Below are 12,172 nucleotides of genomic sequence, written 5' to 3' on the forward strand. Positions count from 1 at the left end.
GCTCAGTTGCCCTGGGCCTGCGCCTGCAGACGGCCGGCCTGGATGTCGGCGGCGACCTGGGCGATGGTCTTTTGCTTGAGCGGGGTGTCGAACTGATTGCGGAAGGTCTGCACGAAGCTCACGCCCTCCACCATCACGTCGAACACCTTCCAGTTGCTGCCGACCTTGCGCATCAGGTAATCCACCGGCACCGGCTCGCCGCCCTGGCGCAGGAACTCGCTGGACACCTTGACGATGGCGCCGCCGCGCAGCGGGGTTTCGGACTTGATCCGCACCTTGAGCTTGGCGTTGAAGTCCAGCAGCGAGGAGCCGTAGCGCTGCATCAGGCTGGTGCTGAGCGCATCGGCGAACAGCTTGACGTCGGCGTCGGAGGCGCCGCGGCCGTGCGTGCCCAGGACCAGGCGCGCCGCGTAGTCGCGGTCGAACATCTGGTTGAACTCGGTGCTGATGAACTGGCTCAGCGCGGCGCGGTTCTTGATGAACTCGGCGCGGCGCGATTCCAGCGTGCTCAGGATGCGGGTGCTGTTGCTGAGCACCATCTGGCTGGGCGAGCCGGCTTGCGCGGTGGCGGCCGGCTGCGCGGTCTGCGCGAACACGGCGGCCGGCGCGGCGGCGAGCAGCGCCGAGGCGATCAGCAGGGAAATGAAAGTGCGCTTCATGGCTTCTTCTCGTCTTGGGTGGGGGCGGCGTCGCCTTGCGGGGCATCGCCTTGCAAATACGCCGGTACGTCTTCGGTGGCGGGTGTCGCGGCGTCCTTCTTGTCGCCGCCCTGGGCGCCGCCGCCGCTGAACATGTACTTGCCGACCAGCTGGATCAGGTCGACCGCGGGTTGGGTCAGGAAGATCTCGTCGCCGGGCTTCAGCGATTCGGGATCGCCGCCCGGGGTCAGGCCGATATAGCTCTCGCCGAGCAGACCGCTGGTGAAGATGCCGGCTGAGGTGTCGGCGGGAAGATCCTTGTACTGGCTGTTGATATCCAGGGTGACCTTGGACTCGAAGGTCTTGGGGTCCAGCTCGATGTGCGACACCTGGCCCACCGCGACGCCGCCGATCTTGACCGGCGCGTTCGGGCGCAGCGCGCCGATGGTGGTGAAGCGGGCCTTGAGCGCGTAGCTGTCGCCGCCGAAGCCCCACTTGCCGTTGGTGGAGGCGATCGCCAGCACCAGCAGCGAGGCCAGGGCGAGCAACAGGAACGCGCCGACGGCGAATTCGATGCGGGGACTGCGCACGGACATGAGGTGGATCTCCAAGTACCGATCGTTAACCGCCAAGAGCGGGTGTTGCATTGGAAAGTCCGCGCCTGGAGGCACGGGTGCTTGCGACGGAATTCGTTATTGGAACAACAGCGCGGACATGACGAAGTTGAACATCAGCACCAGCAGCGAGGCGTTGACCACTGCCTTGGTGGTGGCGACCGAGGTGCCTTCGATGGTCGGCTCGGCGTGGTAGCCGACGTAGGCCGCGACCAGCGCCGAGGTGGCGCCGAACACGCCCGACTTCAACAAGGCCACGCAGAAGTCGTCGACGAAATCGACGTTGTCCTTCAGCGCCGGCCAGAAGTAGCCCGGGTCCAGGCCGATCACGTGCACGGCCTCCAGATAGCTGGCGGCGATCGCGAAGCTGCAGAAGAAACCGGTCAGCAGCGGCACGCTCAGCACCGCCGCCCAGAAGCGCGGCGCGACCGCCTTGCCGACCGGATCGATCGCCATCAGGCCCAGCGCGGTGATCTGGTCGGTGGCGCGCATCAGGCCCAGTTCGGCGGCGATCGAGCTGCCGGCGCGGCCGATGAACAGCAGGGCGGTCAGCACCGGGCCGAGTTCGCGGTACAGCGACAGGCCCAGCAGGGTGCTCAGCGAGTTGCTGGCGCCGAAGGTGGCGAGCGTGCGGTAGCCCTGCAGGGTCAGCACCAGACCCACGAACGCGCCGCCAACGGCGATGATCGGCAGCGAACGCGCACCGATCTTGTAGATTTCGCGAATCAGCTCGCGGAAGAAGTCCGGGGTCGGCTTGGAGGCCCGGAACACCGACAGGGTGAACAGGCCGGCGCGGCCGAGCTGGCGGGTGGCGTCGACGAAGGCCATCAGGCGGCCTCCGCCGTGCGCGGCGCGGCGTCGAACGCGATCGGGCCGTCGGGTTGGCCGCGCAGGAACTGCTGTACCAGCGGGTCGGTGCTGGCTTCCAGCTGCGCCGGCGTGCCGGAGAAGACGATGCCGCCGTTGGCGATCACGATGGCGTGGTCGGCCACCGGCAGGGTTTCGTGGACGTGGTGGGTCACGATGATGCTGGTCAGGCCCAGGGTGTCGTTGAGGCGGCGCACCAGGCTCATGACCACGCCCGAGGCGATCGGGTCCAGCCCGGTCAGCGGTTCGTCGTAGATCATCAGCGGCGGGTCCAGCGCCAGCGCGCGCGCCAGCGCGACCCGGCGCGCCATGCCGCCGGAGAGTTCGCGCGGATAGGCGTCGGCGGCCGCGCGCAGGCCGACCGCGTTGAGCTTCATCAGCACCAGGCGGCGGATCAGCGCGTCGGGCAGGTCGGTGTGGGTGCGCAGCGGCAGGGCCACGTTCTCGGCCGCGGTGAGGTCGGTAAGCAGGCCGTTGCCCTGCAGCAGCACGCCCAGACCCTTGCGCAGCTCCAGCAGCGCGCGCGAACGGTGCGGCACGTCCTGGCCCAGCACTTCGACGCGGCCCGCGGCCGGCGCGAGTTCGCCGGTCAGCGCCGACAGCAGCGTCGACTTGCCGCTGCCCGACGGGCCCAGCACGGCGACGATGCTGCCGCGCGGCACCGACAGGTTGATGTCGCGCAGCACGGCGCGTCCGCCGCGATCCAGTCGCAGGTCGGTCAGGCGGACGATGGGCGTTTCGGTGCTCATGCGTGGGGCGTGATCCGGAAAAGTGCGGCCGCGGCGGCCGGACGGGGACGCAAGTGTCGGCAGCTTGGCGTGCGGAGGCTGAACGGGGGATGCAGCGCGGTCATTGTCGCAGGTTAGACGGCGACGCTACGCCGGACGCGTCGCGATCGTGTCGTCGGATGCTGTCGGGGCCGGATTAAGAAGGTTTTAAGCGCGGTTGGGTGGACGCGGCGTGCCGGCGGATCCAGGGACTTCGGCGCGTGCGGGAGCGGACCGCCGAGTCTGCGCGGGTCCGCACGGCGCTACGGCGACTCTCGACGGTCGCAGGCCGACCCGGTCACTGGATCCCCGCCTGCGCGGCGACGACGAATCGATAGAGCGCTGGGTCGTGGTGCTTCCTGCGCTTTCCGCTCCTCTTCGCCGCAATGGCCAGCGTTCATTCCCGCTCCCCAAATCCCGATTCCGGCAAGATGTCGCGATGCCCGGCCGTCCCGACTTCCGCCTCTACCACTCCAATGCGCTGGACGTGCTGGCCGGATTGCTGGCGCAGGAGCTGCGCACGCCCGCGCCAGGGCAATCGGCGCTGGCGCCGGACGTGGTGCTGATCCCGCAGGTGGCGATGCGACGCTGGCTGCAGGCCACGCTGGCGCAGACCTACGGCATCGCCGCCAATCTGGAATTCCCGACCCCGGGCGAGTTCGTCAAGCACGTGCTCGACGCCAACGTGCCCGGCGCGGAGGACGACATCGGCGCCGAGGCGCTGCGCTGGCGCCTCTATAAGGAACTCTCGCACCCGGCCGCGCTGCGCGAGCCGGCCCTGGCCGAGCTGCGCGCCTATCTGTCGGGCGCCGATCCGCTCAAGCCCTGGTCGCTGGCCGGCGAGTTGGCGGCCCTGTTCGAGAAGTACCAGGCCTGGCGCCGCGACTGGCTGCTGGCCTGGGACGCGGGCCAGCAGCGCGACGACGCCCAGGCCGCGCTGTGGCGCCGGGTCGCCGGCGGCCGCCTGTACCGCGCGCGCCGCATCGGCGATTACCTGGCCCGGTTCGGCAGCGACGGCCCGGACACGCCGCAGGGCCTGCCGCCGCGCCTGTTCGCGTTCGCCACGCTCAACGTCTCGCCCGACGTGCTGCGCGTGATCGCCACCCAGGCGCGCGCCGGCGTGCTGCATTTCTATCTGCCCACGCCGACCCGCAAATACTGGGGCGACCTGACGACCTACGCCGAGCGCCGGCGCCTGGACGAGAACGGCATCGCGGCCGAGGACGAGGAAGACAATCCGCTGCTGATCGCCTGGGGCGCGGCCGGGCGCGATTTCATGGCGGTGCTGGGCGGCTACGAGGTGGTCCACCCCTCGGGCGAGATCGCCGCTTACGCCGATCCCGAAGCCGATCCCCACGACGACCCCGCCCGCGACAGCCTGCTCAAGCGACTGCAGCGCGACCTGCTGCATCGGCGCGCGCCGCCCTCGCCGGCCTGGCGCAGCCAGGTGGATCGCAGCGATCCCAGTCTGCAGGTGCACGCCTGCCACACCCGTCTGCGCGAAGTGCAGGTGCTGCACGACCAACTGCGCGGCCTGCTGGAAGACCCGCGCTTCGATCCGCCGTTACAGCCGCGCGAGATCGCCGTGCTGGCGCCCGACATCGATCCCTACGCGCCGCACATCGCCGCGGTGTTCGGCGGCCTGGCCGGGCGTCCGGGTTTCATCCCCTACGCGCTGGCCGACGTCAGCCCGCTGGCGGCCGAACCGCTGGCCGACGTGTTCCTGCGCCTGCTCGCGTTGCCGGTGTCGCGTTTCGGCCTCAGCGAAATTCTCGATCTGCTGGCCGCGCCGGCGATCGCCGACGCCGCCGACCTGGACGCGCCAGCGCTGGAACGCCTGCACGCCTGGCTGCACGAGGCCGGCGCGCGCTGGGGCATCGACGACGCCCATCGCGCGCGCCATCAGGCCCCGGCCGACGACGCCTACACCTGGCGCTACGCCTTGGACCGCCTGCTGATCGGCCACGCCAGCGGCGGCGACGAGGACATCGCCGGCGTCGCGCCCTACACCGAGCTGGAAGGCAGCGCGCTGGATGCGTTGGATGCATTGATCCGTCTGCTGCGCGTGCTGGCGCGCAACGAACGCGCGCTGGGCGCGGCGATGACGCCGTCGGAATGGCGCGACCGCCTGCTGGGCCTGTTGCAGGCTTTGCTGCCGCGGCGCCCGCGCGACGGCGGCGACCAACGCACCCTGGAGCGCCTGCGTCTGCTGGTGGAAAGTTTCGCGCGCGAGGCCGAGCAGGCCGGTTTCGACGCGCCGGTGCCGGCCGAAGTGGTGCGCGCGCATTTTCGCGCCGCGCTCGCCGATGCCGACACGCGCGCGCCGCTGCTCACCGGCGGCGTCAGCTTCGGGCGCATGGTGCCGATGCGCCTGATCCCGTTCCGCGCCATCTGCCTGCTGGGCATGAACGACGGCGACTACCCGCGTCGCGATCCGGTCGGCGGCCTCAACCGCCTCGCCGCCGAACTGGGCACGGCCGCGCGCCGCCATGGCGACCGCTCGCTGCGCGAGGACGATCGGTTCTTGTTCCTGCAGTTGTTCGTGGCCGCGTCCGACGTCCTGTACCTGAGCTACCTGGGCGCCGATCCGCGCGACGGCAGCCTGCGCGAACCGTCGGCGCTGGTGGCCGACCTGCTGGACGCGGCGGCGCGCTATCACCAGGCGCCGGACGCGCGCGCGGCATTGACCGTGCGCGAACCGCTGCAGCCGTTCTCGCCGGCCGCGTTCGGCGCCGGCGACGGCGTCGGCGACGGCCCCGAGCCGCGCCGCTACAGCTATCGCGCCGAATGGCGGCCGGCCGCGCAGGCCGGTGCCGGCGAGCGCCACGAACCGACGCCCTGGGCGCAAGGCGTGATGTTGCCCGCGCCCATCGAGGATGCGTCCACGGTCGCAGCGGGCGGCCCGCCGCGCATCGCGCTGGCCGATCTGCGCGCGTTCCTGCGCGATCCGCCCGGCGCCTTCCTGCGCCAGGGTCTCAACTTGCGCCTGCCCGATCCGGGCGCCGCCGTCGACGATGTCGAGCCGCTGCTGTTGCCGGGCCGCGGCCTGCAGCGTCAGCAACTGCAGCAGGCGGTGTACCAGGCGCTGCTCGACGGCCGCGCGGACGATCTGCACGCCCATCTGCGCGCACGCGCGCTGCTGCCGTCCGGCCCGCTGGGGCGGCGCCAGCTCGACAGCGTGCTGGCCGAGGTGCGGCCCTACGCCGACGCGTTCGCGCAGTGGCGCGATCGGCAGCAGTCGCAGTCGCAGCGTTTCGAACTCGAGGTGGGCGGCGCGCTGTTGCACGGGCGCATCGACGATCTCTATCCCGCCGGCCTGGCGCGGCTGCGCTTCGGCAAATTGCACGGACCGGCGCAGATCGCGCACGGCCTGGACTGGCTGGTGTCCTCGGCGCTGGGCGATGCGCGCCCGTTGGCGCAGTTCGCCGAAGCCGGCGGCGGCGTGGGACCGAACCTGCGCGCAGCGGCCGCACCCGCGCGCGCGCGCGCCGCGCTGGACGCGTTGCTGCGCCTGCGCGCGCACGGTCTGCGCATGCCGCTGCCGTTCCTGCCGCGCGCCGGCTGGCTGTGGTACGCCGCCGACGCCGAAGGCCGCGACGGCTGGAATCAGGCCGCCGCACAATGGCACGGCGGCAGCCACAGCTGGAGCGAGGCCGACGCCAGCGGCGCGCGCCTGGCCCTGCGCGGCCGCGATCCTTTCGACGCCGCGGGCGCGGCGGGCGACGAGCTGGGCGAAGAGTTCCGCGCCATCGCGCGCCTGGTGTTCGACGCGGTCGTGCACGCGCGCAGCGAGGAGGCCGCGCCATGAGCGAGCGCATGCGCGACCTGTTCGACGATCCGGCGCCGGCCGTCGTCGACGACCCCTACCTGAGCCTGCCGCTGCACGGCCTGCATCTGATCGAGGCCAGCGCCGGCACCGGCAAGACCTACACCCTGGCGACCCTGGTCGCGCGGCTGGTGATCGAGCGCGGACTGCGCGTGAGCCAGATCCTGGCGGTGACCTTCACCGACTTCGCCACCCAGGAGCTGCGCGCGCGCCTGCGCACGCGCCTGCGCCTGGCCAAGGACATCGCCGCCGGCACCTTGCCCGAGCACGAGGACGACGGCGAACGCGCGCTCACGCGTGCGCTGATCCGCGCGCGTTCGGCGCAGGAAGCGCCGGCGGCGGTGCAGGCGCGTCTGACGCGCGCCGCGGACGAAATCGACCTGGCCGCGGTGGTCACCATCCACGGCTTCTGCGCGCGCGTGCTCGCCGAACACGCCCTGGAAACCGGCCAGGCCTTCGTGGCGCCGGAGATGATCGGCAGCGACCGCGAGTTGCGCGAAGAAGTCGCGGTGGACCTGTGGCGCGCGCTGGGCACCGACGCGGTCGCCGCGCAATTGCTGCAGGCGCGCTGGCCCGCCGGGCCCGCGGCGCTGGCCGCCGACCTGGGCGCGCTGCTGCGCGCACCGCGACTGAAACCACCGGTGCCGGCGCCCGCGCCCGATCCGCTGCCGCTGCTGCAGGCGCGCGCCGCGGCCGTGTGCGAGGCCTACCGGCTGCACGGTGTCCAAGCCTTCGCCGACCTGGACGCGGCGATCGCGGCCAAGGCGCTCAACGGCCAGACCTGGCGCGCCGAACTGCCCGGCGCCTTGCGCGACGCGCTGGCGCGCTGGTGCGCGAACGGCGATGCCGGTGCGGCGATCGAGCCGCGCATCGAGCGCATGACGCCGGAGGCGCTGCTCAACCGCACCAACAAGGGCAAGCAGACGCCGACGTCGCCGCTGTTCGTCGCGATCGCCGAATACCTCGACGCTGCTGCCATGCGCGCGCGCTGGCTGGACGCGCAGGGCCTGGCCCTGGTCCATCGCGTGCGCGAGGAGGCCGCCGCGCGGCTGGCCGAGCTCAAACGAGTGCGTCGCGTGCAGACCTACGACGACCTCATCGAGGGCGTGGCGCAGGCCCTGGACGGCCCGCATGCGTCGGCCCTGGTCGCGCGTCTGCGCGCGCAGTACGCGGTGGCGCTGGTCGACGAGTTCCAGGACACCGACGCGCGCCAATGGGCGATCTTCGAGCGCGTGTTCGGACCGCGCAGCCGCGACGACGGCGGCAGTCTGTTCGTGATCGGCGATCCCAAGCAGGCGATCTACGGTTTCCGCGGCGGCGACGTGCACACCTACCTGGGCGCCGCCGATCGCGCGCGGCGCGCGCCGCCGCTGCAGCGCAATTTCCGTTCGCGGCCGTCGCTGCTGCGCGCGGTCGATGCCTTGTACCGACGCGCGGGCGCCGAGGCCTTCGTCGATGCGCGCATCCGCTTCCTGTCCGTCGAGCCCGGCGGCCGCGTCGCCGACGAGGCCCTGCAACGCGGCGGGCGGCCCGCCCCCGCGCTGACCCTGCGCCGCCTGTCCGCGCCCGACGACGGCCGCAAGCAGGCGCTGTGGAGCGCACCGGAGTCGCGCGAACTGGCCACACGCGCCTGCGTGGCCGCCATCCACGGCTGGCTCGCCGACGCCCGCAACGGCCAGGCGCGCGTCGACGGCCGCGAACTGCAGCCGGCCGACATCGCCGTGCTGGTACGCAGCCACGACGAAGCCGCGCGCATGCAGCGCGCGCTGGTCGCCGCCGGTATCCCCGCCGTGGCCGCCGGCCGCCAGAGCGTGTTCGCGACCGAGCAGGCGCTGGAGCTGCTGGCCTTGTTCGAGGCGCTGCTGCAGCCCGGCGACAACGGCCGCCTGCGCGGCGCGCTGGCCAGCGTGTTCCTGGGGCTGGATGCGAACGCGATCGCGCGCCTGGACGCGGAAGACGCCTGGCAGCGCGAATGGCAGCTGCACGCATTGGAATGGCGCGAGCGCTGGCAGCGCCACGGCCCGCTGGCGCTGGTCGCCGATCTGTGCGCGCAGCAGGCGCCGCGCCTGCTCGCGTTGGGCGACGGCGAGCGTCGCCTGACCAATCTGCTGCAACTGGGCGAAGCGCTGCAGGAAGCCGACGCGCAGGCGCTGGGCCTGCACGGCCTGGTCGACTGGCTGCGCCTGCGCATCGCCGAGGCCGACGACAACGACGAGCAACAGCAGCTGCGCCTGGAATCCGACGCGCGCCGTGTGCAGATCCTGACCCTGCACAAGAGCAAGGGCCTGGAGTTCGGCCTGGTGTTCCTGCCGTTCGCGGCGATCGGTCGCGAGCCGCGCGGCGGCCGCCATTGCGAATACCCCGACGACGACGGCCGCGTGCTGCAGCTGGAAGGCGAGCACGACGACGCCGCCACGCCGGCCTGGACCGAGGCGCGCGCGCGCGCGCAACGCGAGGCCGCGGCCGAGGACGCGCGCCTGCTCTACGTCGGCCTGACCCGCGCCCGCCACGCGCTGTGGCTGGCGACCGGGCCGCTGTACCTGGGCGCCTCGACGCCGCTGGCGCCGATGCTCGACGATCCGGCCGCGCTGATCACCGGCGAAGTCGGCGACATCGTCGTCGAGGACGGCCCGGTGGACGCGTGGCCCGCGCCGCTGAGTCCGCTCTCGCCCGGTATCGTGCCGCCGGCGCGCAGCGTGCGGCGCGGCCTGTCGCGCGACTGGTGGGTGCACAGCTTCACCCAGCTCACCCGCGAAGACGCCGGCCAGCGCGTCGTCGACGAGCGCGGCGCGCAGGACGAGCCCGAGCCGTTGCCGCTGCCCGCGCCCGACGAACAGCCGATCGATGTGATGGAACTGCGCTTCTCCGGCAGCCGTTTCGGCAACGCCGTGCACACCGCCCTGGAGCGCTGCGATTTCGCCGCCTGGGCGAACTGGCGGCGCTACGGACAGGTGCCGGAGGGGCAGGACGGCGAACTGCGCCGGGCCATGCGCGAACAGGGCTACACCGATCTGGACATCGACGGCGGCGGCCTGGACACCCTGGCCCGCCTGGTCGGCGCGACGCTTACCGCGGCCCTGCCCGAGGGCACGCGCCTGGCCGATCTGCCGCCGTCGGCGTTGCGCGCCGAGATGGAATTCCATTTCGCCCTCAACGACGCCTCCACCGCGCAGCTGCTGGCCCTGCTGCATGCGCACGGCTGGCTGCGCGCGCGCCAGGCCTTCGGCCAGCGGCGCCGTCTGGACGGCCTGATGACCGGCAAGATCGACCTGGTCTACCTGCACGAGGGCCGCTACTACCTGCTCGACTACAAGACCAACCGCCTGCCGTCCTACGACGCCGCCGCGATCGAGCGCGCGATGGACGACAGCGAATACACCCTGCAGTCGCTGATCTACACCCTGGCCCTGCACCGCTGGCTGCGTTTCCGCCTCGGCGCGGATTACGACTACGCGCGCGACTTCGGCGGCACGCGTTATCTGTTCTGCCGCGGCCTGGATCCGATGCGCGGCGACAACGAAGGCGACGGCATCCATGCCGAACGACCGCCGCAGGCCTTGGTCGAAGCGCTGGACGCCTTGTTCGGCGGCGACGCGGGGGCCGCGCCATGAGCCTGGTCGACGCCCTGCTGCGGCGCGGCCTGGTGCGCAGCGTCGACCATGCGCTGGCGCAGTCCTTGCGGCGCCTGGATCCGGCCACGCCGGAGCTGGTGCAGGTGGGCGCGGCGCTGGCGGCGCGCGCGATCGCCGACGGCCATGCCGCATTCGAGGCCGCGCAGCCCAACGAAGACGTGCGCGCGGCGGTGTTGGTCGAGCCCGCGCAATGGCTGGCCGCCTTGCGCCATTCGCGTTGGGTCTCGCAACCGGCCGACGAAGGCGCGGCCGATCCGAGCGCACCCTTGGTGCTGGAACGCGGTCTGCTGTATCTGCGCCGCTACCGCGAATACGAACGCCGCCTGGCCGCGCGTCTGCGCGCGCTGGCGGCGCAGTCGCCGCCGCCGGCCGACAGCGCCGCGCTGGCGCCGCTGTTTGAGGCTTTGTTCCCGCAAGCGCGCGACGGCGATCGCCAGGCGCGCGCGGCCGCGCTGGCGTTGGCGCGCTCGCTGCTGCTGGTCACCGGCGGCCCCGGCACCGGCAAGACCAGCACGGTCGCACGCCTGTTGCTGCTGTTGATCGCCCAGGCCTGGCAGCACGGCGCGCCGCCGCCGCGCATCGCCCTGGCCGCGCCGACCGGCCGCGCCGCCGAGCGCATGGCCGAAAGCCTGCGCGCGGCCGCCGCCGCGTTGAGCCTGGTGCCCGGCGTCGATCCGCGCTGGTGCCAGGCGCTGCCGATGGAGGCGCGCACCTTGCACCGCCTGCTCGGCAGCCTGCCCGACAGTCCGCGTTTCCGTCACGACGCGCGCGATCCGCTGCCCTTCGATGCGGTGGTGATCGACGAAGCGTCGATGGTCGATCTGCCGCTGATGTGCAAGCTGGTCGAGGCCGTGCCCGACGGCGCACGCCTGATCCTGCTGGGCGACCGCGATCAGCTGCCGTCGGTGGAGGCCGGCGACGTGCTGGCCGCGATCGTCGACGCCGCCGGCGAGGACGACGCGCTGCCGGCCGCGATCGAACTGGCGCTGCGGCCTCTGCTAGGCGCCGGCCCGGTCGCGCCCGCCGACGCCGCGCCGCTGGCCGGCCACCGCGTGCACCTGTGGCGCGGCTACCGGCAGGCCGATACGCTGGATCTGGCGCCGCTGGCCGAGGCCACGCGCGCTGGCGACGCCGATTCGGCGCTGGCGCTGCTGCGCGAGGGATCGCTGCGCGGCGTGCACTTCCACGAGGATGCGATCGATCCCTTGTCCGGCACCGGCCGCGAACGCCTGCTCGCCGATTGGCGTGCCTTGGCCGCGGTCGACGATCCCGCCCAGGCCTTGACGCTGGCCGGCCGTGTGCGCCTGCTGACCGCGCTGCGCGACGGCCCGCAGGGTGCGGCGCCCTTGAACGCGCGCATCGAGGAGGCGCTGGCCGGCAGCTACCGGCCGGCCTATTTCCATGGCCGTCTGTTGTTGATCACCGAGAACAGTTACCGCCACGGCCTGTTCAACGGCGACATCGGCGTCTGCCTGCGCGCGGGCGAGGGTAACGAAGGCAGCATCGTCTGGTTCGCCGGTGGCAGCGAAGGCGTGCGCGGCTATTACCCCGCCGCGCTGCCTGCGCACGCGGGTGCGTTCGCGATGACGGTGCACAAGTCGCAGGGTTCGGAGTTCGACCGCGTGTGGCTGCAGCTGCCGCGCCTGGACGCGCGCAGCCTGTCGCGCGAATTGCTGTACACCGGCATGACCCGCGCGCGCCGCGAGCTGACGCTGTGCGCGAGCGAACCGGTGCTGCGCGCGGCGCTGTCGCGCCACGCGATGCGGGTGTCGGGACTGGCGGCGCGGCTGCGCTGAGGCGCATCGCGGCTTTGGGGCAGGAGCGGCGC

Annotated in this window: 7 protein-coding genes; 3 read left to right on the forward strand and 4 right to left on the reverse strand. The window is 72.5% G+C overall.

Annotation, left to right across the window (positions count from 1 at the left end; genetic code table 11):
* Positions 1-2: 2 nt before the first annotated feature.
* The 4 genes from LVB77_RS01800 to LVB77_RS01815 all read right to left on the reverse strand — a co-directional run bounded on the left by LVB77_RS01800 (position 3) and on the right by LVB77_RS01815 (position 2,868).
* Positions 3-659, reverse strand: coding sequence for an ABC transporter substrate-binding protein (locus LVB77_RS01800; RefSeq protein WP_232908516.1), 657 nt, complete (start codon positions 657-659; stop codon positions 3-5).
* Positions 656-1,234, reverse strand: coding sequence for an outer membrane lipid asymmetry maintenance protein MlaD (gene mlaD / locus LVB77_RS01805; RefSeq protein WP_232908517.1), 579 nt, complete (start codon positions 1,232-1,234; stop codon positions 656-658). The genes LVB77_RS01800 and mlaD overlap by 4 nt, the downstream gene beginning before the upstream one ends.
* Positions 1,235-1,330: 96 nt before the next feature.
* Positions 1,331-2,080: an MlaE family lipid ABC transporter permease subunit gene (locus tag LVB77_RS01810; protein WP_232908518.1), complete on the reverse strand. Its 750-nt coding sequence runs from the start codon at positions 2,078-2,080 to the stop codon at positions 1,331-1,333.
* The gene (locus tag LVB77_RS01815; RefSeq protein ID WP_232908519.1) at positions 2,080-2,868 is read right to left on the reverse strand and encodes an ATP-binding cassette domain-containing protein; all 789 of its coding nucleotides are present in this window, start codon (positions 2,866-2,868) and stop codon (positions 2,080-2,082) included. Before LVB77_RS01815 ends, LVB77_RS01810 begins: the two co-directional genes overlap by 1 nt.
* A 457-nt stretch (positions 2,869-3,325) precedes the next feature.
* Here LVB77_RS01815 and recC point away from each other — a divergent pair, with 457 nt between their 5' ends.
* Genes recC through recD form a run of 3 tightly spaced genes read left to right on the forward strand, consistent with a single transcriptional unit; the run spans position 3,326 to position 12,140 of the window.
* Positions 3,326-6,694 carry an exodeoxyribonuclease V subunit gamma gene (recC, locus tag LVB77_RS01820; protein ID WP_232908520.1) on the forward strand — a complete coding sequence of 1,123 codons (3,369 nt, stop codon included), beginning with the start codon at positions 3,326-3,328 and terminating at the stop codon, positions 6,692-6,694.
* Complete coding sequence (locus LVB77_RS01825) at positions 6,691-10,323, forward strand: exodeoxyribonuclease V subunit beta (protein ID WP_232908521.1); 3,633 nt, start codon at positions 6,691-6,693, stop codon at positions 10,321-10,323. Before recC ends, LVB77_RS01825 begins: the two co-directional genes overlap by 4 nt.
* Positions 10,320-12,140 carry an exodeoxyribonuclease V subunit alpha gene (recD, locus tag LVB77_RS01830; protein ID WP_232908522.1) on the forward strand — a complete coding sequence of 607 codons (1,821 nt, stop codon included), beginning with the start codon at positions 10,320-10,322 and terminating at the stop codon, positions 12,138-12,140. Before LVB77_RS01825 ends, recD begins: the two co-directional genes overlap by 4 nt.
* The last annotated feature ends 32 nt before the right edge of the window (positions 12,141-12,172 follow it).

It is taken from the genome of Lysobacter sp. 5GHs7-4, from assembly GCF_021284765.1.
Lineage (GTDB): Bacteria > Pseudomonadota > Gammaproteobacteria > Xanthomonadales > Xanthomonadaceae > Lysobacter.

What these genes read in the sequence shown, in the direction of transcription:
- LVB77_RS01800 (WP_232908516.1), bottom strand. Translation starts at nt 659, where the DNA reads ATGAAGCGCACTTTCATTTCCCTGCTGATCGCCTCGGCGCTGCTCGCC.
- mlaD (WP_232908517.1), bottom strand. Translation starts at nt 1,234, where the DNA reads ATGTCCGTGCGCAGTCCCCGCATCGAATTCGCCGTCGGCGCGTTCCTG.
- LVB77_RS01810 (WP_232908518.1), bottom strand. Translation starts at nt 2,080, where the DNA reads ATGGCCTTCGTCGACGCCACCCGCCAGCTCGGCCGCGCCGGCCTGTTC.
- LVB77_RS01815 (WP_232908519.1), bottom strand. Translation starts at nt 2,868, where the DNA reads ATGAGCACCGAAACGCCCATCGTCCGCCTGACCGACCTGCGACTGGAT.
- recC (WP_232908520.1), top strand. Translation starts at nt 3,326, where the DNA reads ATGCCCGGCCGTCCCGACTTCCGCCTCTACCACTCCAATGCGCTGGAC.
- LVB77_RS01825 (WP_232908521.1), top strand. Translation starts at nt 6,691, where the DNA reads ATGAGCGAGCGCATGCGCGACCTGTTCGACGATCCGGCGCCGGCCGTC.
- recD (WP_232908522.1), top strand. Translation starts at nt 10,320, where the DNA reads ATGAGCCTGGTCGACGCCCTGCTGCGGCGCGGCCTGGTGCGCAGCGTC.